17 protein-coding genes are annotated in these 23,549 nt (G+C 72.9%); 4 read left to right on the top strand and 13 right to left on the bottom strand.

Annotated elements, in window-relative coordinates:
* Positions 1 to 11: 11 nt before the first annotated feature.
* From ABZ911_RS28640 to ABZ911_RS28690, 11 genes are all read right to left on the bottom strand, one after another.
* A complete protein-coding gene (locus tag ABZ911_RS28640) occupies positions 12 to 749 on the bottom strand; it encodes a 3-hydroxyacyl-CoA dehydrogenase family protein (RefSeq protein ID WP_358062440.1) in 738 nt (245 codons plus the stop codon).
* Positions 750 to 754: 5 nt separating this feature from the next.
* Positions 755 to 2,236, bottom strand: a complete 1,482-nt coding sequence (locus ABZ911_RS28645; RefSeq protein ID WP_358062443.1) for an AMP-binding protein — start codon at positions 2,234 to 2,236, stop codon at positions 755 to 757.
* Positions 2,229 to 3,887, bottom strand: coding sequence for an AMP-binding protein (locus tag ABZ911_RS28650; RefSeq protein WP_358062446.1), 1,659 nt, complete (start codon positions 3,885 to 3,887; stop codon positions 2,229 to 2,231). The genes ABZ911_RS28645 and ABZ911_RS28650 overlap by 8 nt, the downstream gene beginning before the upstream one ends.
* On the bottom strand, positions 3,884 to 6,160 hold the full coding sequence (locus ABZ911_RS28655) for a hydantoinase B/oxoprolinase family protein (protein WP_358062449.1): 2,277 nt from the start codon (positions 6,158 to 6,160) through the stop codon (positions 3,884 to 3,886). Before ABZ911_RS28655 ends, ABZ911_RS28650 begins: the two co-directional genes overlap by 4 nt.
* A 14-nt stretch (positions 6,161 to 6,174) precedes the next feature.
* Entirely contained in the window at positions 6,175 to 8,274 is a 2,100-nt protein-coding gene (locus tag ABZ911_RS28660; protein WP_358062452.1) for a hydantoinase/oxoprolinase family protein, read from the bottom strand.
* A gap of 131 nt (positions 8,275 to 8,405) precedes the next feature.
* Positions 8,406 to 9,071, bottom strand: coding sequence for a TetR/AcrR family transcriptional regulator (locus tag ABZ911_RS28665; RefSeq protein ID WP_358062455.1), 666 nt, complete (start codon positions 9,069 to 9,071; stop codon positions 8,406 to 8,408).
* An 85-nt stretch (positions 9,072 to 9,156) separates the two neighbouring features.
* Complete coding sequence (locus ABZ911_RS28670) at positions 9,157 to 10,371, bottom strand: acetyl-CoA C-acetyltransferase (protein ID WP_358062458.1); 1,215 nt, start codon at positions 10,369 to 10,371, stop codon at positions 9,157 to 9,159.
* Positions 10,368 to 11,096: an ABC transporter ATP-binding protein gene (locus tag ABZ911_RS28675; RefSeq protein WP_358062461.1), complete on the bottom strand. Its 729-nt coding sequence runs from the start codon at positions 11,094 to 11,096 to the stop codon at positions 10,368 to 10,370. Before ABZ911_RS28675 ends, ABZ911_RS28670 begins: the two co-directional genes overlap by 4 nt.
* Entirely contained in the window at positions 11,093 to 12,940 is a 1,848-nt protein-coding gene (locus ABZ911_RS28680) for a dipeptide/oligopeptide/nickel ABC transporter permease/ATP-binding protein (protein ID WP_358062464.1), read from the bottom strand. The genes ABZ911_RS28675 and ABZ911_RS28680 overlap by 4 nt, the downstream gene beginning before the upstream one ends.
* Entirely contained in the window at positions 12,937 to 13,869 is a 933-nt protein-coding gene (locus ABZ911_RS28685) for an ABC transporter permease (RefSeq protein ID WP_358062467.1), read from the bottom strand. The genes ABZ911_RS28680 and ABZ911_RS28685 overlap by 4 nt, the downstream gene beginning before the upstream one ends.
* A gap of 5 nt (positions 13,870 to 13,874) precedes the next feature.
* The gene (locus ABZ911_RS28690) at positions 13,875 to 15,374 is read right to left on the bottom strand and encodes an ABC transporter substrate-binding protein (protein WP_358062470.1); all 1,500 of its coding nucleotides are present in this window, start codon (positions 15,372 to 15,374) and stop codon (positions 13,875 to 13,877) included.
* A 299-nt stretch (positions 15,375 to 15,673) separates the two neighbouring features.
* On the opposite strand from ABZ911_RS28690, the gene ABZ911_RS28695 reads away from it, so the two are divergent.
* Positions 15,674 to 18,847 carry a S8 family serine peptidase gene (locus ABZ911_RS28695; protein WP_358062473.1) on the top strand — a complete coding sequence of 1,058 codons (3,174 nt, stop codon included), beginning with the start codon at positions 15,674 to 15,676 and terminating at the stop codon, positions 18,845 to 18,847.
* A gap of 142 nt (positions 18,848 to 18,989) precedes the next feature.
* The gene (locus tag ABZ911_RS28700) at positions 18,990 to 19,658 is read left to right on the top strand and encodes a pyridoxamine 5'-phosphate oxidase family protein (protein ID WP_358062476.1); all 669 of its coding nucleotides are present in this window, start codon (positions 18,990 to 18,992) and stop codon (positions 19,656 to 19,658) included.
* A 28-nt stretch (positions 19,659 to 19,686) separates the two neighbouring features.
* On the opposite strand, the gene ABZ911_RS28705 is transcribed toward ABZ911_RS28700, so the two are convergent.
* Entirely contained in the window at positions 19,687 to 20,343 is a 657-nt protein-coding gene (locus ABZ911_RS28705; RefSeq protein ID WP_358062478.1) for a methyltransferase domain-containing protein, read from the bottom strand.
* Between the two features lie 174 nt (positions 20,344 to 20,517).
* Between ABZ911_RS28705 and ABZ911_RS28710 the strand changes: the two genes are divergently transcribed.
* The gene (locus ABZ911_RS28710; RefSeq protein WP_358062481.1) at positions 20,518 to 20,961 is read left to right on the top strand and encodes an Rrf2 family transcriptional regulator; all 444 of its coding nucleotides are present in this window, start codon (positions 20,518 to 20,520) and stop codon (positions 20,959 to 20,961) included.
* Positions 20,962 to 21,050: 89 nt separating this feature from the next.
* On the top strand, positions 21,051 to 22,244 hold the full coding sequence (locus tag ABZ911_RS28715; protein ID WP_358062484.1) for a globin domain-containing protein: 1,194 nt from the start codon (positions 21,051 to 21,053) through the stop codon (positions 22,242 to 22,244).
* A 41-nt stretch (positions 22,245 to 22,285) separates the two neighbouring features.
* Here ABZ911_RS28715 and clpX read toward each other — a convergent pair whose 3' ends face one another.
* A complete protein-coding gene (gene clpX / locus ABZ911_RS28720; RefSeq protein ID WP_358062487.1) occupies positions 22,286 to 23,545 on the bottom strand; it encodes an ATP-dependent Clp protease ATP-binding subunit ClpX in 1,260 nt (419 codons plus the stop codon).
* Positions 23,546 to 23,549 lie beyond the last annotated feature (4 nt).

Genomic DNA, 23,549 nt, shown 5'->3' on the forward strand with positions numbered 1-23,549 from the left:
TGTAGTCGTGGTCAGCCGAGCGCGGCGGCGCCTCGCATCTCGAACGGCCCCATGGGCCAGCGGAGCGCGTCCCGCATGATCGCGTCGACCTGCTCGGGGGTCGCCACCCCTTCGGCGACGATCTGGTCCGCCTCGCGGCGGACCGCCGCGTTGATCCGGTTGGCGACGAAACCCCAGGCGAGCGGCTGGTCGTGGACGACCACGGGGCGGCGGCCGCAGGACTCGGCCACGGCCGTGACGGCGGCCAGCGCCTCCGGGTCGACCCGGTCGTGCACGACGAGTTCGGCGCAGCGCATGACGGCGCACGGCTGGAACCAGTGCCAGCCGAACACCAGGGCGGGCCGGTCGGTCGCGTAGGCCAGGGCCGCCACCGGCAGCCCCGCTGTGTTCGACAGCAGCACCGCGCCCGGCGGGCTCACCTCGTCCAGCCGCCGGAAGACCCGCACCTTGAGTCCCATGTCCTCCGGCACCGCCTCCTGGACCAGGTCCACGCCGTCGCAGGCGGCGGCCAGGTCGGTGGTGTAGGAGAGGCGGTCCGCGGCGGCCTGGGACTCCTGTTCGCTGAGCTTGCCCTTGGCGACCGAGGCGCGCAGGCCGAAGCGCCCGTCCACGATCCGCTCGCGGGCGGCGGCGAGCCTGCGGTCGTCCAGGTCGTGGATCCGCACGGTGTGCCCGTGTACGGCGAGCACCTGCGCGATCTGGGCGCCCATCACGCCGCCTCCGGTGACCGCGATCGTCTTGGGGTTCATGTCACTCACTCCTCATGGGGGACGAGCCCGCGTCGGCGCAGCTTTCCGGCGGCGTCGCGGGGCAGCGGGTCGCGGAACTCGACGCTGCGCGGGACCTTCTCCGACGACAGGCGGGCCCGGCAGAAGTCCACGAGTTCGGCCTCGGTGACGCGGTGGCCGGCGGCCGGCTGCACGACGGCGTGGACGCGCCGGCCGTACTCCGCGTCGGGCAGGCCGACCACCGCGGCGTCGGCGACCGCGGGGTGCTCGGACAGGACGGCTTCGACCTCGGCCGGATAGACGTTGACCCCGCCGTTGTTGATCATGTCGGAGCGGCGGTCGGCGAGGTACAGGTAGCCCTCCTCGTCCAGTCGGCCGAAGTCGCCGACGCTGGTGTAGCCGTCAGGGGTGGTGTCGGCGGGCGGGGCGCCGAGGTACTCGTACGTCGGTCCGGTGGCGTCGAGGGATCGGGTGAAGATCTCCCCCACCTCGCCGGGCGGCAGGTCGCGGCCGTCCTCGCCGAGGATTCTGATGTGGGTGCGCTCGCCCCGGCCGACGCTCCCGGGGTGAGCCAGCCACTCGGCCCCCGTGATGAAGGTGTTGCCGACCGCTTCGGAGGCGCCGAAGCGTTCGATGACCCGTTCCGGGCCGAGGCGGTCGATCCAGGCGCGCTTCAGCCAGGCGGGGCAGGGCGCGGCGGTGTGGAAGAGGGTCTCGATGCTCGACAGGTCCCGGTCCGGGAGGCCGGGCAGGCGCATGACGCGGTGCATCATCACCGGCGCCGTGAAGAGGAACTGCACCCGGTGCCGCTCGATGAGGTCGACGGTGTGCGCGGCGTCGAACCGGTCAGTGAGCACCAGGTGGTGCTCCTCGCAGAGGCCGAAGTGCGCCCAGCAGAACGGCGCGTTGTGGAAGAGCGCTCCGGCGACCAGTTGAGTCTGCCCGGCGCGCAGCCCTTGGAGGGAGCCGATGCCGAGCGCCTTGCCCGGGCTGTGCGCCCAGGGGCGGGGGTCCACGATGACTTTGGCGCCGCCGGTCGATCCGCCGGAGGCCACGGCCTTCCCCGGATGTGGCACGACCGGCGGCAGCGGTCCGGCGTCCAGGGCCGACGCGGCTTCGAGGTCGGCCGGGCCGAGCCGTACGGCGGGCGGAGGGACCTCCCAGTCCGCGGCCACCACCACCGCCGGGTCCACCAGGCCGATCAGATCGGCGCGTTCCCGGGGGGACAGTGAGTGCTTGAGCGGGACCGCCATCGCGCCGATCTTCCAGGCGCCGATGGCGGCGAGCAGGTGCGCGGGCCCGTTGGGCAGTGCCACGATCACCGCCCGGCCGGGGCCCGCGCCGTGGGTGGCCAGCAGCCTGGCCGTCTGGTTCGCCCGGGCCTCCAGCTCCGCCCAGCTCAGCACCGTCTCCTCGCCGTGCACCGGGGCGAAGGTGACGGCGGGCCTGCCGGGGGTCCTGGCGGCGATCTCGGTGATGCGGGTGCCGAAGCCGACCGGCTCATCCATGGCCTTGCTCCCTGCTCACGAGGGCGGTGATGCGGTCGCGCAGGTCGCGCTTGGACACCTTGCCGACCTTGGTCCGCGGCAGCTCGTCCACGATCTCCACCCGCTCGGGCAGCTTGAACTTGGCCAGCCCCAGGCCGAGCAGGAAGTCCGCCAGCTCGGCGACGGTGGGAACATGGTCCTTGGCCGGGCGGACGAAGGCGCAGACGCGCTCGCCGAGCAGCCGGTCCGGCATGCCGACCACGGCGACCTCGGCGATGCCGGGATGCCCGGCCAGCAGGCCCTCCAGCTCGTCGGCGTGGATCTTCTCGCCGCCGCGGCTGATGTTGTCGGTGATGCGCCCTTCGTGGGAGTAGTAGGTGACGCCCTCGACGAGGTGGGCGCGGGCCAGGTCACCGGTCCGGTAGAAGCCGTCGCTCGTGAAGGCCGCCAGGTTGCGCTCGGGCGCCCGGTAGTAGCCGTGGATCGTGTACGGCCCGCGCGCCACGAGCTCGCCGATCTCGCCGGGCGCGACCTCCTCCTCGGTGCCCGGGTTCAGCAGCCGCACCTCGTCCAGCGGCGAGAGGGGCGCGCCGCAGGTGGCCTTGCGGGCCTGTTCCGGGGCGTCGTCGGGCGCGGTGAGGAAGATGCCCTCGCCCGCGCCGAACAGCGGCACCACCCGGCAGCCGAGCAGTTTCTCGGCCTGGTCGCAGGCGCTGGGGATGGACGGGGCGAAGAACACCCGGCGCAGCGACGAGAAGTCGAAGCGGCCGAGTCGCGGGTGCTCGGCGAGGCGGGTCAGCAGGCCCACGCCCATCATCGTGTCGGTGACGCGCTCGCGGGCGACGGCCTCGGCGATCGCCTCGGCGTCGATCCGCGGGACGAGCACGACGGTGGCGCCGGTCAGGTGCGCCGACTGCACGGTCACGACGATGCCCGCGTTGTGCATCATCGGGCCGGCGTGCAGGACCACGGTTCCCGGGCCCCAGTTCCAGTGCTCGGCCCAGGCGCGGGCGTTGTAGGCGTACTCGCAGTGCAGTCTCGGGATCACCTTCGGGTCGCCGGTCGTACCGCCGGACAGCTGGAAGACCGCGACGGAGGCGGGATCGACCGGCCAGGTGCCGACCTCTTCGGCGGCCGCGTCGGCGTCCACGCCGGCGACGAGGTCCGCGTAGGCGTGCTGCCCCTCCCGCGCGGGCCCGCCGAACACCACGACGGCCGTCACGCTCTCGTGTTCGGCCGCCATGGCGGCGGCGAAGCCGGGCAGGTCGTAGTCGCGGAAGTCGGCCTCCACCAGGTGCGCGCGGGCGCCGGTGTGCCGGATCAGGTAGCCGATCTCGCGGGCCCGGTGCTGGGCGAGGGAACAGATCGGCACCAGGCCGGCGCGGAGCACGCCGTAGTAGGCCACCACGGTGTGCGCCTCGTTGGCCAGTTGGAAGACGACGGGGTCGCCGGGCGCGAGGCCGAGGCGCCGCAGCGCCACCGCGAGCCGGTCGGCGCGCCGGTCGAGCTCGCGGTAGGTCACCCGCTCGGTCGCGGTGACCACGGCGAGCGTGTCCGGCCACCGGCGGGCGGCCAGCCGCAGCTCGCCGGGAATGGTGTGCGGGCGCCAGGCCCCCGCCTCCCGGTAGGCGCGGGCGAGGTGGTCGGGATAGGGAACGACGTCGGCGGTCATGCGATCTCCGTGGCGGGTGCGCGGTCGAGGATGATCGGCCGCCCGGCGGGGACGACCTGGGTGAGCAGCGCGGTGTAGCAGCCAGGGCAGTAGAACTGGCGGAACTCGATGGGTTCGTCGACATAGTCGTGCGGGCTCGGCCAGCTCGCGGGTCCCGCCTCGGCGGGCGCCCCGGTACGGCGCGGCAGCCCCGCCAGGTAGTTGTCCCCCCAGCGTCCGAGGGCGTGGTCGCAGTGGGCGCAGACGACGACGCTGCCGCCGTCCTCCCCCGGCGCGAGCCGCAGGTTGTCGTCCAAGGGGAGGCGCTCGCCGCCGGTGGCCCTCACCGGTGTCGGCTCGGGCGGCACGGTGGCGTGCTCGCGGCGGCGTTCCCTGATCAGGTGGCGGAGGTTCTCGGTGATGCCGGGGGCGACGCCGTACAGGGTACGGGCGGCCTCGTCGGACACCTTCCCCTCGGCGACGTCCCTGGCGACCGCGGCCGGGTCGCGCAGCAGCGGGTCGCCGTAGCCGCCGCCCGCCGCCCAGCGCAGGACGATGACGCCGTCCGGCTCCACCCGCACCTCGTCGTGCGCCTGGACCAGGCGGTGCTCGCCGCCCAGCTCGCCGACCGTGGCGGGGATCCACCCCGCGGCCAGCGCCGCGCGCGCCCCGGAGGCGTGCACGACCAGGTCGGTCTGGGTGCCGCCGGGGTAGCCTCCGGCCAGGCCCGGGCTCATCGAGGCCGCTTTGCCGGAACCGGTGAACATGGCCGTCATCGAGCCGCGCGTGCCGTGCGGGATCACGCAGACGGAGCCGCTGAGGCCGCCCCGCTGCCGCCCCGCGCCGCCGGTGTCGGGCTCCTCGCGCCGCCACAGGTACAGCAGCGGCTGGGTGAGCTCGGTCATCTCCACGTCCGGCGCGCGGCCCATCGGGATGACGAACAGGCCCGCCGTGTCGACGCCGTCGGCGTGCGGCTGCGCGCCGAACCCCGAGGCCATGGTGTCCGCCAGGCCGCCGAGGAACGGCCGGCCCTCGGCGTCCACGCCGGACAGCAGGCATCCGTCGTAGGTGCCCGCGCAGACGGACTGGACCCTCGACCTGGATTCGGCCGTGGTGTCGAGCATCTTGCCCAGGCATTCGGCGACCAGGTTGGCGGTGGCCCAGGCGGGGCCGACGGGGGCTTTGGAGACGGCGGCGGGGAAGGCGGCGTTGTTGATCGTGCCTTCCTCGCTGATCAGGTCGAAACAGCGCATCAGGCCGCCCGCCGCCCAGGGGATGTCACCGGCCAGGATGGGGAGCACGGCGAACATGACCCCGGCGCGCATCCCCGCGTACGGGCAGTTGATCATTCCGTGCTGGGGGTCGGTGCCGGTGAAGTCGAAGGTCAGGTGGTCGCCGACCTTGGTCATCCGCAGCTCGATCGTGTACAGGCCGCGGTCGCCGAGCATGGCCTGCTCCTGCGTGCCGACGGCGTGCCAGGTACCGTCGGGCAGTGCCGTGAGCTTGGCCCTGAGCCGCCGCTCGGCGTCGTCCATCATCCGTTTCATCACGGCCTTGACCAGGTCGGCGCCGTAGCGGCCGATCAGGCCGAGCATGCGCTCGGTGGCCAGCCGGTTCGCGCCGATCTTGGCCCGGAGGTCGAGGCCGACCATCTCCGGCACCCGGGACCTGCGCAGGTAGGCGTCCACGACGTCGTCCTGGATCACGCCGCCCCGCACGATCTTGATGGGCGGGGTGGGCACCGCCTCGGCGAACACGTCGGTCGCGGTCGGCGAGAACGAGCCGGGCGCGACCCCGCCAAGGTCGGCGACGTGGCAGATGGCCGTGGACCAGCCGAACAGCAGCCCGTCGTGGAAGATCGGGGCGAGCACGGCGACGTCGTTCTGGTGCAGGCCGCCGCCGACCCACGGGTCGTTGCAGAGGAACATGTCGCCCTCGGCGATGCCGGGGTTGGCCGAGCGGTGCCGCAGCGTCCAGTAGATGGCCAGGTCCATGGCGGCGACCAGGCCGGTGTTGAAGAGGCCGACCTGGACCTCCTGGCCGAGCTCGTCGCCGATGGTGAAGTCGAAGTCGTTGACCTCGGTCACCGAGGTGGAGCCCGACATGCGCTTGAGCGTGTCGCCCATCTCGTCGGTGATGGACCAGATGCGGTGCCGGACGACCTCGTAGGTGAGTGGATCGACGGCCTCGACCGCCGCCTGGTCCACGGCGTGCAGCCGCAGGTCGGGCGAGATCGCGCGGCGCAGCTCGTCGAGCGGCGCCGGGCGGCTGGCGAACCGGTCGGAGAAGGGCACGGTGTCCTCCAGGCTCAGGGCAGGTGGATGGCGAGGTTGCCGAACCGGTCGATCCGGCCTTCGGCTCCGGCCGGCACCGCCACGGTGGTGGTGGGCACCTCGACGATGGCCGGGCCGGTGATGACGTGGCCGGGGCCGAGCGCGAGGTAGTCGTAGACGTCGGTGTCCTCCCAGCCTCTGGTCAGGTCGAGGAAGACGCGGCGGCGACCCTTGCGGGCGTCCTCGGCGCGGCCGGCCGGCTTGGGGAGTTCGGGGAGCACGGGCTCCACCGGCAGGGTGCCGACGCCGTGCACGCGGTAGGTGACCAGGTGGATGCCCGCCTCCCGGTAGCCGGTGCCGGGACCGAACCTGCGGACGTACTCCGTCTCGAACGCGTCGCCGATGGCGGCCACGGACGCCTCGTCGAAGGGGCCGTCCGGCACCGGGGTGAGCACCTCGGCCAGTTGCGGGCCGTAGCGGGCGTCGACCTCCCTGCGCAGGACGACGGAGGTGAAGTCCAGTCCCTGACTTTCCAGGGCGGTTCGTACGCGGGCGGCGAGGGTGTCGAAGTTGGCCTGGACGCGGGCGGGGTCGACGGGCAGGGGGGCGGGGTCGCTGAGTTCGGCGGAGACGGTGACGCCGCTGGCGGCCAGGCCGTACGCGGAGAACACGCCGGCGGTCGGGCCGAGCGGGACGACGAGCTGTTTGGCGCCGAGTTCGGCGGCGTAGGCGAAGCTGTGCATGGGGCCGGCGCCGCCGAAGGCGTAGACGACGAAGTCGCGCGGGTCGTGCCCGGTCTCGACGACGACCTTGCGGGCCAGGTCGCCGGTCTGGCCGTTCTGGACGGCGACCACCGCGGCCGCCGCGCCTTCGGCGTCCAGGCCGAGCGGCACGCCGACCCGTTCGAGCAGCGCCTTGGCGGCCAGGTCGGTGGACAGGCGCTGGGTGCCGCCGAGGAAGTAGTCGGGGTTGAGTATGCCGCAGACGAGGTCGGCGTCGGTGACGGTGGGATCGGTGCCGCCCTGGCCGTAGCAGGCGGGGCCCGGTCTGGCCCCGGCGCTGCCCGGCCCGACCCGCAGGTTGCCGCCCGCGTCGACGGCGGCGATCGCGCCGCCGCCGGACCCGATCGCGTGCACGCGCAGGGCCGGGGTGTTGACGGGGTGCTGGTTGAGCACCGTCCCCGCGCTGGCGACGGGGACGCCGTCGACGATCATCCCGACCAGGAAGGTGGTGCCGCCGACGTCGGTGGAGACGACGTGGGGATGGCCGAGCAGCCGGGCCAGCCTGGCCGCGCCGACCACCCCGCCGGTCAGCACCGAGCCGACGGTCGTGATGGCGACCTCCGGGGCGCGCCTGGCCGCCACCGTGCCGCCGGAGCCCTGCATGACCAGCAGCGGGCCGGTGAGGCCGCGGTCGCGCAGCCTGCCTTCGAGCGGGTCCAGGTAGGCGCGCAGGGCTGGGCCGACCTGGGCGTTCATGATGGTGGTCGCGGCGCGGGCGAACTCTCTGATCCGCGGGGTCAGCTCGCTGGAGAGCGTGACGTAGAGGCCGGGTGCGACCTCGTGGGCCAGTTCCTTGATCCGCCGCTCGTGCGCCGGGTTCCTGAACGACCAGAGCAGGCTCACCGCGAGCGCGGTCACCCCTTCGGCGACGAGGTGGCGCAGGTGCTCGCGGACCTCCCGCTCGTCCATCGGCACGACGACCGAGCCGTCCCTGTCCACGCGCTCGGTGACCTCGAGGCGGAGCGAGCGGGGGACCAGCGGCGCGGGCTTGCGGGTGTTGAGCGTGTCCTGGGCCTCGTGCGGGGACAGCCCGAGGTAGCGGCCTTCCACGTTCATGATGGCGATGGAGTCGCCGTGCCCCTTGGTGGTCAGGAAGCCCACCTTCGCCACCTGGCCGGTGACCAGCGCGTTGAGCGCCACGGTGGTGCCGTGGGCCACGTGGCCGGTCTCGGCGAGCAGGCCCTCCACGGTCAGGCCCGCCTGGGCGGCGAGCACCTCGAGCGCGTTGTCGAAGCCCTGCTCGAAGTCGGGCGGTGTGGACGGGGTCTTCGCCGTGTGCAGCGTCCCGGCCGAGCCGATCGCCACGGCGTCGGTGAACGTTCCGCCGATGTCCAGGCCGATCACGAATGTCACGCCCGCCTGCCTTCCTGCCGGGTGGCCGCCATCAGATGTCTGACACGAAGGAAAACTATTCGAAGGATGCGTCAAAGTCAATGGTGCGACAGAGGCCGCCACCCGTAGGTGACGGCCTCATCAAACAGGGCTCAGGAAGCCGAGCCACCCTCGCTGACCAGGCGCTCCAGGTGGGTGAGGTCCTCGCGCAGCAGCGCGACCGCCCCCTCGATGCCGCTCGCGGGCATCCGGTCCGCGCCGCGGACCAGACCACGCGAGGCCATCTCGTACATCTCGCGGGCGATCTCCTCGGGCGTGCTCGGCCCGTCGGGCTTGTACCACCAGGCGATCCAGTTGATCATGCCGATCACCGAGAACGCCGCGATCCGCTCGTCGACCGGCCGGAACTCCCCGGACCGCACCCCATCGGCGATGATCTTCGTGAGTTCGTCGAGGATGCGGCCCTTACTGGTGTGATGCTCCCGGAGGATCTCCGCGGGCAGTTCCGTCTCGTTCCGCTCCAGCAGCCGGAACTGCAGCGGGCTCTCCGCGATGCGGGCCACGGTCGTGGACACCACCACCCTGAGCTTCTCCGCGGCGCCGATGTCGGTCCGCTCGCGCAGCCTGCGCAGCTCCTGCGAGCCGCTGCCCGTGACCCCCCTGACCAGCTCCTGCAGCAGCGCTTCCTTGCTGTTGAAGTAGTAGTAGAGCGCCGGCCTGGTCATCCCCATCGCCTCGGCGATGTCGCGCAGGCTGGTGCCGGCGAAACCCCGCTCGGCGAACAGCACGGCGGCTTTCTCCAGCACCGTGTTGCTCATGAGTTCCTTGCGCGAGCTCGTGCTGGCCAACAGACGGACCCCTTCCGCTCGATCGACGGCTCCGTCCAATACTTTACGGCAGGGGTTACAACCGTTCCACGATCGCGGCCATGCCCTGGCCGCCGCCGACGCACATCGTCACCAGGCCGACCGCGCCGCCCGAGTCCCGCAGGCCGTGCAGCAGGGTGCCGATCAGCCGCGCGCCGGTCATCCCCGGCGGGTGACCCATCGCGATGGCCCCGCCGTGGACGTTCAGCCGGTCGGGGGGCACGCCGAGGTCGTCCGCGCACGGGATGGCCTGCGCGGCGAACGCCTCGTTCAGCTCCACCAGGTCCACGTCGCCGACGGACATCCCGGCCCGGCGCAGCGCCTGCCGCGCGGCCTCCACCGGGCCGAGCCCCATGACCTCCGGGCTGAGCGCGGACAGCCCGGTGGCCACCACGCGGCCGAGCGGCGGCACGCCCAGCTCGCGGGCGCGGCGGTCGCTCATCATGACCAGGGCGGCGGCGCCGTCGTTGACCGGGCAGGCGTTGCCCGCGGTGATCCGGCCCGCGGGGTGCAGCACGGGCTTGAGCGCGGCCAGCCTCTCCAGGGTCACGCCGGTGCGCGGGCCGTCGTCGCGGTCGGCGACGCCGCCGCCGGGCAGCGGGACCGGGGTGATCTCCGCGGCCCAGAATCCGGCCTCGGCGGCCTCCGCGGCCCGCAGTTGCGAGCGCAGCGCGAACGCGTCCATGGCCTCGCGGGTGACTCCGCGCAGGCGGGCCACGTACTCGGCGGTCTGGATCATCGTCAGGTAGGCGTCCGGCCGTTCGCCGAGCGCGCGGGGGTCGGTCCAGGCGAAGTCGCCGCGTTCCGCGTGGCCCGCCGTACGGCGCGCCGCGGCGGCGTAGAGCGGGTTCGGGTCGCCGGAGCTCTCGGCGCTACCGTACCGGTGGCGGCTGGCCGCCTCGACGCCCGCGACGACGAAGGCGTCGCCCTCGCCCGCGCGGATCGCGTGGGCGGCCATCCGGGCCGCCTGCAGACTGGAGGCGCAGTGCCTGGTCACCGTGGTGCCGGGCAGGGTGTCGAGGCCCAGCAGCAGGGCGACCATGCGGGCCAGGTTCCAGCCCTGCTCGCCGCCGGGACTGCCGCACCCGAGCACCAGGTCGTCGAGCTCGGCCGGATCCAGCTCGGGCACCTTGGCCAGGGCCGCCGAGACGGCGGCCGCGGCCAGGTCGTCGGCCCGCACGTCGCGCAGGCAGCCCTTGCCCGCCCTGCCGATGGGGGTGCGGGCGCTCGCGACGATGACCGGTTCGTTCATGGTGACTCCTCGTTGAGCGCGTCGAGCAGCGCGCGGGTGTGCGGGTGGCTCGGGGCGCCCAGCACGTCGGCGCACGGCCCCTGCTCCACGCACTCGCCGCGGTGCATCACCGCGACCGTGTCGCACAGGTACCGCACGACCGGCAGGTCGTGGGCGATGACCAGGTAGCCGATGCCGAGGTCGGCGCGCAGGTCGCGGAGCAGGTTGAGGATGAGCGCCTGGACGGAGACGTCCAGCGCGGAGGTGACCTCGTCGAGGATCAGCAGCTTCGGCCTGGCCGCCAGCGCCCTGGCGATGGCGACGCGCTGGAGCTGGCCGCCGGACAGCTCGTGCGGGTAGCGGCGGAGCAGGCCGTCGGCGAGCCCGACGCGTTCCAGGGAGGGGCGTTCCGGCGATCCGCTCAGCCTGGCCGCCTCGGCCAGCGTGGCCGCCACGGTCATCCGCGGGTTCAGCGAGCCGTGCGGGTCCTGGAAGACCAGCTGAATGCCGGGGTCGGGGACGCGCCGCAGGCCGGGGGCCCGCAGCCGCCTCCCGTCGCGGGTGATCTCCCCTGCGGCCAGCGGCACCATGCCCACCACGGATCTGGCGAGGGTGGACTTGCCCGAACCCGACTCGCCCACCACTCCGACGGCGGCGCCGTCGGGCAGGTCCAGGTCGACGTCCGACACGACGCTCGGGCCGGCGCCGTACCTGATCGTCACGCCTCGCAGCCGCAGCCCGTTCACGCCTCCACCGCCCAGCAGGCCGTGCGCCGTGCGCCGGGGTACGCGCGCAGCGGCGGACGCTCCTTGGCGCAGCGGTCCTCGGCCCTGGCGCAGCGCGGGACGAACGCGCAGCCCTCCTGCCGCTCGCCCGGCCGGGGCGGCTGCCCGTCGAGGGCGGGAAGCGGCCGGTCGAGCGGGGTCGTCATGGTGAGCGTGCTGCCGACCAGCGCCTGGGTGTACGGGTGCAGCGGACGCGCGATCACCTCGCGGGTGGGCCCCTCCTCCACGACGCGGCCCGCGTACATCACGACCACCCGGTCGCACAGCCCCCGCACGACCGACAGATCGTGCGAGACGAGCACGATCGCGGTGCCGCTCGCGGCGTTGGCCTCGCGGAACAGGTTGAGGACGGCGCGCCGCAGCGTGTTGTCCAGGGCGGTGGTGGGCTCGTCGGCGAGGAGCAGGCCCGCCCGGCCGGCCAGCGCCATCGCGATCGTCGCCCGCTGGCGCTGCCCGCCGGACAGCTCGTGCGGGTACTGCCGCAGCCGCCGCTCCGGCTCGGGCACGCGCACCTGCCTGAGCCCCGCCAGTGCCAGCTCCCGGGCCTGCGCCCGATTCATCCCCTGATGCGTCCTCGGCACCTCGGTGAGCTGGGTCTCCAGCCTGAGCGCGGGGTTGAGGCAGGCGGCGGGGTTCTGGAAGACCAGCGCGAGACGGGTGCCGAGCAGCCGCCTGACCCGCTCACCCGGGCCGGCCCGCAGGTCGTGCCCGTCGAGCGTCAGCGCGTCCGCCACCGACTCCACCGGGTACGGCAGCAGCCGCGCCACCGCGAGCACGGTCATCGACTTGCCCGACCCCGACTCCCCGACCAGGCCGACGATCTCGCCCCGGCCGACCCGCAGATCGACGCCGGACACGATGGCGGGCGCACCCGGTCCCGCCCCCGCGGTGACGGTCAGCCCCTTGACGTCGAGCAGCGCGTCGCTCTCGGTGCCGGTCCCGGCGGCCAGGGCCGTGTGCCGCCCGGTCCGCCGCGCCGTCCAGACCGACGGATTGGCCACGCGGGCCATCGCCTCCCCCGCCAGCCCGAACGCCAGCCCCGCGAGCGCGATCATGACGGCCGGGGCGAGCGCGGCCAGCGGCGTGACATACATGTCCATGACGCCCTGGGACAGCATGCCGCCCCAGTCGAAGGCCGGAGGCTGCACGCCGACGCCGAGGAAGCTCAGCGAGGAGACCACGACCAGAGCGGCGCCGGCGACGACCGACAGGCTCACGGCGAGGCTGTCGGCGATGTTGGGCAGGACATACCGCACGAGGATCCTCGACCGGCCCACCCCCAGCCCCCAGGCGGCGGCCACGAAGTCGCGGGCGAGGACCGCGGTCGCCAGCGTGACCACGATGCGGGCCACGGCGGGGGCGCCGGCCACGCCGACCGCCACCGCCGCGCTCGCCGTGCCCTCGGGCAGGATCAGGGTAACGATGATCGCGACGAGGATGGCGGGGAAGGCCAGCACGGCGTCGAGCACCCGCAGCCCCGCCTCCCTGGCCCGGCGGCTCAACACCGCCACGAGACCGCCGAGCAGCAGCCCGGCCAGCGCGGCCACGGCGGCGGCCAGCAGGCCGAGCCCCAGTGAGGTACGGGTGGCGACCAGTGTGCGGACCAGCACGTCGCGGCCCAGCCGGTCGGTTCCCAGCCAGTGCTCGGCGCTCGGCCCCAGCACGGCCGTGGCCGGGTTCAGCGCGGTCGCCCTCTCGCCCCACAGGATGGGCGCGACGACGGCGACGACCGCGAGCAGGGTCAGAACGGCCAGGGCGACCGGCCCGGCCGAGGTGGAGCGGAAGGCCCGCAGCGCGGCGGTCATGAGGACACCGCCCTGGTCCGCGGGTCGAGCAGCCGCAGCGCCCCGTCGACGCAGCTGTTGACCACGACGATGGACGCGCCCAGCAGCATGATCACGGCCTGCACCACCGGGTAGTCCCTGGCCATCACCGACTGCACGAGCTGGGAGCCGAGGCCGGGCAGGGCGAAGACGTTCTCGATCACCACGGCGCCGCCGAGCAGCCCGGCGAAGATCAGGCCGCCGACGGTCAGCGCCGAGGTCAGCGCGTTGGGCAGCACGTGCCTGCCGTACACGATGACGGGGTGCAGGCGTTTGGCGCGGGCCGTGCGGACGTAGTCGTGGGCGAGTACGGCCAGCGTCTCCACCCTGATCACCCGGGCCAGGACGGAGACGGGCGCCAGGCTGACCGCGACGGCCGGCAGCACGAGCCCGGCCGGATCGGCCAGCCCGGCGACGGGCAGCCAGCCCAGCCCCACCGCGAACACCAGCGCCAGCACCGCCCCGGTGACATACTCGGGGACGGCGCCGACGAGCGAGGTGCCCGTCGTGAAGGCGGTTTCGACGCCGGGGCGGCGGCCCTCCCGCGTCAGGGCGGCCATGGCGATCCCGAGCGCGACACCGGTCAGCATCGTCACCGTGATCCCCGCGGCCGCGAGCCGCAGTGTCACGCCGAGGCTGCCGCCGATGACGTCGGTGACCGGCTCGCCCGTCCTGAACGAGCGCCCGAAGTCCAGGCGCAGGCCGTCCATGACGTACTCGGCGAACTGCCGGTGCAGGGGAAGGTCCAGGCCGAGCCGGTGCCGTACCTCGGCGACCTGCTCCGGGGTGGCGTTGAGCCCGGCGATCCGCACGGCCGGGTCGCCCGGCACGAGGTGCAGCAGCAGGAAGGAGGCCACCAGCAGGGCGGCGAGCAAGGCGGCCATGGTGCCGAGGCGGCTCAGGATCCTCATGCCCGTCACCGCCGGGCGAGTTCGTGCGGGTCCACCATGGTCCCGCCGCCGGCCAGGCCCGCGGCGAAGCCGTCGCGCACGAACCAGTACGGCTTGGCGTGCACCAGCGGGACCACGTCCGCGTTCTCGACGATCGCCCGCTGCGCGTCCCCCCAGTGCCGGCAGCGTTCCTCGCCCAGCGAGGCCTGCGCCTTGGCGACCGACGCCTCGAACGCCTTGTTGCCGATGCTCGCGAAGTTCGCGCCGTCCGGAGGCGCCGCCCCCGTCACGAACATCCCGAGCGCGCCGAGGCTCGGGGCCAGCGGCGTGAACGGGTAGACGGTGACGTCCCAGTCGCCCGAGGTGAACATCACCTCCGCGAAGCTGTTCAGCTCCACGAGCTGGAGCCGGACGGACGCGCCCGCCTTGCGCAGCGCCTCCAGCACGTACTCGTACCCGGCGGCGTAGTCGGTCGAGCCGACCAGTTTGAGGTCCACGTCCACGGTGGCCGCCGCCGCGGCGGGCGGTCGCACCTCGCGGTGGCAGGGCACCTCCTCGCTCACCACGCTGCCGGCCGGCTCTCCCTCGCCGAAGAACGCCGCCTCGTTGAAGCTCTGCGCGCTCACCGCGCCCGCCAGCGCCCTGCGCACCGCGGGGTCGGCTCCCGGCCTGCCCTTCGCCTGGTTGAACACCAGCATGAAGGAGCCGTAGATGAGCTGGCTGACCGGCTTCACCGCCGGGTTCGCCCGTACCCTCGCGAGATCCGGCCCGCCGACCCAGGACACGTCCAGGTCGCCGGCGGCCAGCATGTTCGCCGCCGTGCTGTCGTTCTGGACGACCTTGAAGGTGACCGCGTCCGGATAGCTTCCCTCGCGCTCCGGCCCCCACGTGTATCCCGGGCGGGCGGTCAGCCGGTAGCTCGCGCCTCTGTTCGAGGCCGCCAGCGTGTACGGCCCGCTGCCCGCGGGGGTCGCCGCCAGCGTGTCCGCGGCCCGCAGCCCCTCCGGGCAGACGATCGAGGCCATCGGTTGGGCCAGGCCCACCAGCAGGTCGCTGTATGGCCGCCCGGTCCGCACCGTGACCGTGCGCGCCGCGTCGTCGGCGGTGACCGTGTAGCCGGAGCCGCCGAAGACCAGGCTCGCGTACGGCGCCGCGGTCTCCTTGGCGCCGAGCCGGCGCAGGGAGGCCGCGACCATGGTGGGCGTCAGCTCGGTTCCGCTCGCGCAGCGGGCACCTCGGCGCAGGGTGAGCCTGACGGTGTCGGGGGTCTGCGTCCACGATTCGGCGAGATAGGGGACCACCTTGCCGTCGGCGACCGTGACGAGCCTGTCGTAGAGGGTCGTGACGAGCTGGTAGCCGTACGTGGTGCGGGTCTTGGCGGGATCCAGGGAGTCCCAGTCGGAGTTGAGTCTCACCACCACGTCCCGGCCGGACTGAACGCCGCCGCCGCCGGGTCCGGCGCAGGCCGTGAGCGCGATCGCCACGGCGAGCAGGATGCCGAGCGGATGGAGAGAACTGCGAGCCATCGTCATGGGCTACCGCCTTTTCTCGACAGATGCGTCAAATAATGCACGCATACGTCAGACCGGTCAACGCCCAGCACCGCGGACGCCTCGCCGACGAGCCCGCGACCTCCACCTGCGAGTGAACCCTTCGCCCCCCACTAGCTCGTCCGCGCCACCAAGTCGATGCGGGCGGGCGATCTTGACCATACTTCGCTAGGCGAAGTATGGTCCTCCGCATGCCCAAAAGATCATCTGCGCCTTCGGGCCACCTCGGCCACCGGCCCCGCGCCCACGAAGACCCGAATGTGATCCACTCTCCGGTGTCGAAGAGGCGGTACACGACCGCGGGCGCCGGACTCGTCGCCGTCCTCCTCGCCGGAACGATCGGCATCGCCCCCGCGCACGCCCAGCAGGAGGCGGCCGGGAAGGCGAGCAGCGTGACCCTGATCACCGGCGACCGCGTCGTGGTCGCCGGCAAGGGGTACCGCGTGGAGCCCGGCCCGGGCAGGCAGGTGGGATTCATGAAGCAGGTGCGCGACGGCCACCTGTACGTGATCCCGTCCGACGCGCGGCCCCTGATCGCCTCCGGGGTCCTCGACAGGCGGCTGTTCGACGTCACCCGCCTCCTGGAGTGGCGGTACGGCGACGCCGACACCGCCGACATCCCCCTGATCACCCAGTCGTCCAAGGGGCTCGCTCCCCCGCCCGAAGGCGCCCGGCAGACCCGGCGGCTCACCGGCCTCGGCATGACCACGCTCCGCGTGCCCAAGGCGAGCGCCGCCCAGACCTGGAAGGACCTGACCGGCGGCGCCCGCGCCCTGACCGCGGGGACGACGAAGCTCTGGCTGGACGGCCGCCGCTCCTTCACCCTCGACCAGAGTGTCAAGCAGATCGGCGCCACCGAGGCGTGGAAGCAGGGCATGACCGGCAAGGGCGTCACAGTCGCCGTCCTCGACTCCGGCTACGACCCGGACCATCCCGCCCTGAAGGACGTGGTGGTGCAGGAGCGGAACTTCAGCGACGACCCAGACATCCGCGACACCCTCGGCCACGGCACCCACGTCGCCTCGATCGTCGCCGGCGCCGGGGAGAAGTACCGAGGTGTCGCACCGGACGCGAGGCTCGCCATCGGCAAGGTGGGCAGCGCCTTCGGCCCCACCGACTCCGCCATCCTGGCGGGCATGGAGTGGGCCGCCGTCGAGGTCAAGGCCAAGGTCGTCAACCTGAGTATCGGCGGTGGGGACACCCTTGACCTCGACCCGCTGGAGCAGGCGGTGAACTCGCTGTCGGCCCGGACGGGCACCCTGTTCGTCGTGGCGGCGGGGAACAGCGGGAAGAGCCCGGTGAGCAGCCCCGGCAGCGCGGACGCCGCCCTCACCGTCGGCTCCGTCGACAAGCAGGACCGGCTGGCCCGCTCCTCCAGCACGGGACCGCGCGAGGGTGACCACGCGATCAAGCCGGACGTCACGGCGCCTGGCGTGGACATCACGGCCGCGGCGGCGAGCGGTACCGCCGACGGCCCCTATGTGGCGCGCAGCGGTACCTCGATGGCCGCCCCGCATGTGGCCGGAGCCGCCGCCATCCTCGCCCAGCGCCACCCCGAGTGGACCGGCGAGCAGCTCAAGGCCGCCCTGATGGGCAGCGCCGCGCCCTCGGCCGGGGCGACGCCGTACCAGCAGGGCGCCGGGCGGGTGGACCTGGTGCGCGCGCTGGCCCAGCAGGTGGTGGCCGAGCCAGGCACCACCTGGGCCGCCTTCCCCTGGGACGGTCCGGGCGAGCGGATCACCACCAAGACCATCACCTACACCAACTCCGGCGACGCTCCGGCCGGCCTCGACCTCACCGCCGACGGCGAGGTGCTGAAGCTCTCCGCCCAGCGGATCGAGGTGCCCGCCAAGGGGAAGGCCCAGGTCACGCTCACGATCGACGCGCGCGGGAAGGCTCCGGGCGACTATCCGGGAATCATCACCGCCCGGTACGGCGACAGCGTCGTCCGCACCCCGGCCGGCGCGTACGTCGAGCCGGAGTCCTACAACGTGACCCTCACCGTCATCGGCAGGGACGGCACCTCCGCCAGCGCCTACGCCGAGCTGTACGACCCGAGGACGGGCGTCACCCGGGAACCGGTCTTCCAGAACGGGGTCGCCGAGCTCCGGGTGCCCGAAGGCGAGTGGAACCTCTACTGGGACACCTTCGAGAGGTCGAGCGGGATCACGATCGCGCACAGCACCCTGAAGGTCGACGACGCCGACCAGCGGGTGACCCTGGACGCCCGCCTGGGCAAGCCGGTCCGGATCACGCTCGACGACCCGACCGCGGCCCCGCGGCCCATGTTCGAGGTCCAGCTGATCAACGGGCTCTGGTCCACCACCTGGGGGGCGTCCAGGAACCCGGAGACAGGTGTCTTCGTCGTCCCCGCCCGCGTGCCGGGACTGCGGTACATGTTCAGAACCGTCTGGGACAGCAAAGACGTCTCACCCAGCCCGTACGTCTACGACCTCGTCCAGCACAGCGGCGACGGGATCCCCGAGGACCCCACATACGCCGCCAGGCAGCGGGATCTCGCGAAGGTGACGGCGACCTACCGGGCGTCCGGCGTCGCGGCCAAGGGCATGCCGAGCTTCGGGCCGCGGCTCGAAGACTCCGAATTCCCCTTCATGGAGTCACCGTTGACGGAGGTGGACCTGCCCGGCACGCTCACCCACTACCGGACGCCGGGGCTGGTCTGGGACAGCGTGTTCTCGGTCGGCACGTCCGTGGTGGCCGACGGCGGCAGGGTCATGAAGGGCGGGCACACGCGGGAGACCTGGAACGTCGCGGTGAGCGGCCCGTCCTTCGCCAGGCCCGGCGGTAGCCGTACCGGTGACGAGCTGGCCTTCTCGGCCGGTCTGCTCTTCGCCGACGGCGGCGCGGGGAGACGAGGGGTGGACGGCGTGGCCACCGGGACCGCCACGCTCACCGGCGGCGGGCGGGTGCTGGCCGAGGCCGGGCTCGCGAACTGCTCCATCTGGGAGCCGGAGACCTGCGAGCTGCGCGCCCAGTTGCCGGCCGAGGCCGCCTCCTACACGCTGAGCGCGTCGATGCGCAGGCAGGTGCCGTACTCGGCGCTGTCGACGGGCGTGGACGCCGTCTGGACGTTCCGGTCGTCGAGGACGGCGACGGAGCAGCCGCTGCCGCTGATGGCGATGCGGTACGCGCCCGCCGGGCTCGACGCCTTCAACCGCGCCAGGCCGGGCTCGCTGACCCGGCTCCCCCTGTGGGTCGAGCGGAACCCGGGGGCGGTCAAGGGGGTGGTGAAAACCGTCCGGCTGGAGATGTCCTCCGACGACGGTGCGACCTGGCGCCGGATCCCGGCCGTCCGCACGGCTTCGGGCTGGACGGCCGTGGTGCCGAACCCGCGTACGCCGGGGTTCGTCTCCCTGCGGGCGACGGTGACCGACACCTCCGGCACCGCCCTCACCCAGACCGTCACCCGCGCCTACGCCGTCGGGTGACCACCCGACCCCGGCGCCGCCCGGCGCCGGGGTCATCTCGAACTCGTCGGGACCGCAGCGCGTGAACTCCATTCCGGAGGGGAGGACCACCGATATGGGCGTGGCCGATTCGTGCCCGCGCCCGTGAACAGGGGATAGACCGATGACCGCAAGAAGATCCATGCCCGGCGACCTGGGGCGGCGCATCGCCTACCATCGCGAGCGCCTGGGGCTGAGCGCTGAGCAACTGGCCGAGCTCGCGGGGATGGACCCCGGGTTCGTCGAGTACGTGGAGAAGAACCCCTCCCAGGTCGGCGAGGGGACCCTGCTCAGGCTGGCCGGGGCGCTGCGGACCACGCCCGACGACCTGCTCGGCGGCGGCATGGACCGGCCACCGGGTGACGGCTCGCCGGCCGCCAAGTCCAGGCTCGAGGAACTGGACGAGCAGGAGTGCCTGCGGCTGATCGCACCGGGCGGCATCGGCAGGATCGCGTTCGGCGGCCTGCGCGGGCCCACCGTGCTCCCGGTCAACTACCGGCTGCACGACGGCGCCGTCGTCTTCCGCACCCAGGAGGGCGGCCCCATGGACGCCGGCCTGCGCACCGGGCTCGAAGGTGTGGAGTTCCTGGTGGGATTCGAGGTCGACCGGATCGACGAGGCCGCCCGCTCGGGCTGGAGCGTCCTCATCCAGGGAGCCGCCCACCATGTGACCGAGAGTGAACTGCCCGGGATGGCCGACTCCGGAGTCGACCCCTGGGCCGGCGGCGACCGGCGACTCTACATCCGGATCGTCCCGCAGCACATCACCGGCCGCCGCGTCCACGGCCTGTAGGCGTCCGGCGGCGAGCGCAACTGAGTGATCACTTGTCGGGTGCTCCCTGGCTCAGCCGGGCGCGGCCGAGGATGTGGGCGAGGCGCGGGATGACCGGCTGCGGGGCGAACCCGAAGCGGGCCACCTCCTCGACGGTGAATCCGGCCCTTTCGATCGCGGCCAGGGTGTCGCGGTTGGGGTGACATCCGGCGGCGGCGCGCCGCCATAGCGGAGTGATCAGATCCGCGAGGCGGCCGAGCAGCGCGTTGGGCGAGCGCACGTGCTCGTAGAAACGCAACTGCCCACCGGGTTTGAGCACCCGCGCGATCTCCCGCAGGGCCCGCGAGGCCGAGGGTACGGTGCACAGCACGAGCGACACCACGGCCGCGTCGAAGCCGCCGTCGTCGCCCGGCAGCGCGTCGGCGTGCCCGGCGACGACGAACACCGGGACGGGCGCCGACTTCGCGGCCACCGTCGCGAACTCGCGCAGGGTGTCGTCCGGCTCCACCGCGACGACCTCGGTCACCGCCTGGGGATAGTGGGCGAAGTTGCGCCCGCTGCCCGCGCCCACCTCGATCACCCGGCCGGCGAGTCCGGCCAGCAGCCTCTCCCGATGCGCCCGCCCCCCGCGCCGATCGGCGGCCTCGGCCGCCGCGATGTAGGCGCGCGCGAAACGCGGATGCTGGAAGTCGGAGATCTCAGCCATGACATCACCTCTCCCTCCAGCTTGGCGCATCACGGCACTGTTCGCAGGCCCACGGATGACCGTAGCCCGCCGGCCTGGACAATCCCGACCGGTTCCTCCGCGACCTCCTGGAGACGGTGTATCCGGAACGGATAGGCCTGATGAGCGGTCAGGGTCCGGCACTACCGTGGAGGCATGCGCCTGACCGTCTTCACCGACATCTCCCTCCGCATCGTGATGCGGCTGGCCGTGGTGGGCGAGGGCGAGGTGCCGACGACCCGTTCGGTCGCGGAGGCGCTCGCGGTGCCGTACACGCATGCGGCCAAGGCGGTCGCGCGGCTCGGTGAGATGGGGCTGGTGGAGACGAGGAGGGGGCGGGGCGGAGGGCTGCGGCTCACCGAGGCGGGGCATCGCGCGTCGGTCGGCGGCATCGTTCGCGAGCTGGAGGGCGCGGGAGACGTGGTGGGCTGCGACGACGACCCGCCGTGCCCGCTGCGGAGCGCCTGCCGTCTGCGGGTGGCGCTGCGCCAGGCACAGGAGGCGTTCTTCGTCTCCCTCGACCCGATCACGGTCGACTCCCTGGTGGCGGCGCCGACGGGTCCGATGCTGCTCTCCCTCACCGCACGCCCCCCGATGTAGGGGGCGACGGCACGGCTTCTTAATATGTATCTGAGATTCCAATTTAGTTCTCGTCCGAATCTCGTCCTATCGCCGTGCCAGGAGGCCCCATGCTGTCCCCGGAATCCGCCGGGATCATCCGCGCCACGCTGCCCGTTGTCGGCGCGTCGCTCGATGCCATCACCACACGGTTCTACGACACGATGTTCGACGAGCGCCCGGAGCTGCTCGACGGCATGTTCAACCGCGGCAACCAGGCCAACGGCGAGCAGCGTCAAGCGCTCGCCGGTTCCATCGCCGCGTTCGCCGTGGCGCTGCTCGAGCACCCCGACGAGCGCCCCGACCGGATGCTCGCGCGTGTCGCGCACAAGCACACGGCGGTCGGCATCACCTCCGAGCACTACGTGATCGTGCACAAGTACCTGTTCGGCGCGATCGCCGAGGTGCTCGGCGACGCGGTCACCCCGCAGGTCGCCGCGGCCTGGGACGAGGTGTACTGGCTGATGGCCGGAGCGCTGATCGCCCTGGAGGCCCGGATCTACGCCGAGGCCGACGCGCGGGACGGCAGCACCTGGCGGCAGTGGCGCGTCGTCGGGCGCCACGAGGAGACCCGCGACGCGGCCTCCTTCCTGGTGAGCCCGGTCGGCGACGACCCGGTCCCGGCCGGACGGCCCGGCCAGTACGTCAGCGTCCGGGTGCGGATGCCCGACGGTGTGCACCAGCTCCGCCAGTACTCGCTGTCGGGCGGGATCGGGGACGGACCGCGCCGGATCACCGTCAAGCGGGTGCACGGCGGCGACACCCCGGACGGGGAGGTGTCCAACCTGCTGCACGCCACCGTCGGGGTGGGCGACGAGCTGACCCTGTCGGCGCCGTTCGGCGACGTGGCGCTGGAGGACGGGGACGCGCCCCTGGTGCTCGTCTCGGCGGGCATCGGCTGCACCCCGATCGCCGCGATGCTCGACCACCTCGCCGCCACCGGCTCCACCCGCCGCGTCCTGGTGCTGCACGCCGACCGCTCGAAGCGCGAGCACGTGCTGCGGGAGGAGACCAAGCAGCTCGTCGGGACGCTGCCCGCCGCCGAGCGGATCGTCTGGTACGAGGACGGGTCGTGCGGCTGCGCCCGTACCGGTCTGATGGACCTGACCGGGGTGGAGATCCCCGAGGGGGCGGTGGTGTACATGTGCGGCCCGCTGCCGTTCATGCGCGGGGCGCGCGCGCAGCTCATCGAGGCGGGGGTGGCGGCCCGCGACATCCACTACGAGGTCTTCGGTCCCGACCTGTGGCTGGGCGCCGACGCCTGACGCCCGGGCCGTACCCTCTCCGGCGGAGAGGGTACGGCGTGTCAGGCGGTCTTCTCGCGGGGCTCCTGCCCTCGGCCCGGGTGGTCGCGCGGCACCAGCGTCGGGTTGACGTTGTCGAGCACGGTGTCGCGGGTGACCACCACCCGGGCCACGTCGTCCCGGCTGGGCACCTCGTACATCACGTTGAGCAGGACCTCTTCCAGGATCGCGCGGGTCGCGCGGGCGCCGGTACGGCGTAGCAGCGCCTGTTCGGCGATCGCGTCGATGGCGTCCTCGGCGAACTCCAGCTCGACCCCGTCCATCTCCAGAAGCCGCCGGTACTGCTTGATCAGCGCGTTGCGCGGCTCGGTGAGGATGCGCACCAGCGCCGTACGGTCGAGCGGCTGGAAGGTGGACACCACCGGCAGCCTGCCGACGAACTCCGGGATCAGCCCGAAGTTCAGCAGGTCCTCAGGCATGACGTCGGCGAAGGCGTCCGCCTCCTCGGTACGGATCACGGCGCCGAACCCGACGCCCTTGCGGCTGGTCCGCCGCTCGATGATCTGCTCCAGCCCGGCGAACGCCCCGCCGACGATGAACAGCACGTTGCCGGTGTCGATCTGGATGGTCTCCTGCTGCGGGTGCTTGCGCCCGCCCTGCGGCGGCACGCTCGCGGTGGTGCCCTCCAGGATCTTCAGCAGCGCCTGCTGCACGCCCTCGCCGGAGACGTCGCGGGTGATCGAGGGGTTCTCGCTCTTGCGGGTGATCTTGTCGATCTCGTCGATGTAGACGATCCCGGTCTCGGCCCTCTTGACATCGAAGTCGGCTGCTTGCAGCAGCTTGAGCAGGATGTTCTCGACGTCCTCGCCGACGTACCCGGCCTCGGTGAGCGCGGTGGCGTCGGCGATCGCGAACGGGACGTCGAGCATCCGGGCGAGGGTCTGGGCGAGGTAGGTCTTGCCGCAGCCGGTCGGGCCGATCAGCAGGATGTTGGACTTGCCGAGCTCGACCTGCCCGGACGCGCCCGAGCGGACGCGCTTGTAGTGGTTGTAGACCGCCACCGAGAGCGTCTTCTTGGCGCTGTCCTGCCCGACGACGTACTGCTCCAGGAACTCGTAGATCTCCCGGGGTTTCGGCAGCTCCCGCGCCCCGCCTCCGGCGGCCTCGGCGCGTTCCTCCTCGATGAGCTCGTTGCAGAGCTCGACGCACTCGTCGCAGATGCAGATGCTGTTCGGACCCGCGATGAGCTTTTTGACCTGCTTCTGACTCTTTCCGCAGAACGTGCACTTGAGCAGGTCGCCGCGGCCACCGGTACGTGCCACTGGG

The sequence above is a fragment of the Nonomuraea sp. NPDC046570 genome (genome assembly GCF_040645915.1).
Classification (GTDB): Bacteria; Actinomycetota; Actinomycetes; order Streptosporangiales; family Streptosporangiaceae; genus Nonomuraea.

Coding starts and splice junctions, on each gene's coding strand:
- ABZ911_RS28700 (WP_358062476.1), top strand. CDS start 18,990: ATGACCGCAAGAAGATCCATGCCCGGCGACCTGGGGCGGCGCATCGCC.
- ABZ911_RS28685 (WP_358062467.1), bottom strand. CDS start 13,869: ATGAGGATCCTGAGCCGCCTCGGCACCATGGCCGCCTTGCTCGCCGCC.
- ABZ911_RS28640 (WP_358062440.1), bottom strand. CDS start 749: ATGAACCCCAAGACGATCGCGGTCACCGGAGGCGGCGTGATGGGCGCC.
- ABZ911_RS28650 (WP_358062446.1), bottom strand. CDS start 3,887: ATGACCGCCGACGTCGTTCCCTATCCCGACCACCTCGCCCGCGCCTAC.
- ABZ911_RS28690 (WP_358062470.1), bottom strand. CDS start 15,374: ATGGCTCGCAGTTCTCTCCATCCGCTCGGCATCCTGCTCGCCGTGGCG.
- ABZ911_RS28710 (WP_358062481.1), top strand. CDS start 20,518: ATGCGCCTGACCGTCTTCACCGACATCTCCCTCCGCATCGTGATGCGG.
- ABZ911_RS28670 (WP_358062458.1), bottom strand. CDS start 10,371: ATGAACGAACCGGTCATCGTCGCGAGCGCCCGCACCCCCATCGGCAGG.
- ABZ911_RS28705 (WP_358062478.1), bottom strand. CDS start 20,343: ATGGCTGAGATCTCCGACTTCCAGCATCCGCGTTTCGCGCGCGCCTAC.
- ABZ911_RS28715 (WP_358062484.1), top strand. CDS start 21,051: ATGCTGTCCCCGGAATCCGCCGGGATCATCCGCGCCACGCTGCCCGTT.
- ABZ911_RS28665 (WP_358062455.1), bottom strand. CDS start 9,071: ATGAGCAACACGGTGCTGGAGAAAGCCGCCGTGCTGTTCGCCGAGCGG.
- ABZ911_RS28680 (WP_358062464.1), bottom strand. CDS start 12,940: ATGACCGCCGCGCTGCGGGCCTTCCGCTCCACCTCGGCCGGGCCGGTC.
- ABZ911_RS28645 (WP_358062443.1), bottom strand. CDS start 2,236: ATGGATGAGCCGGTCGGCTTCGGCACCCGCATCACCGAGATCGCCGCC.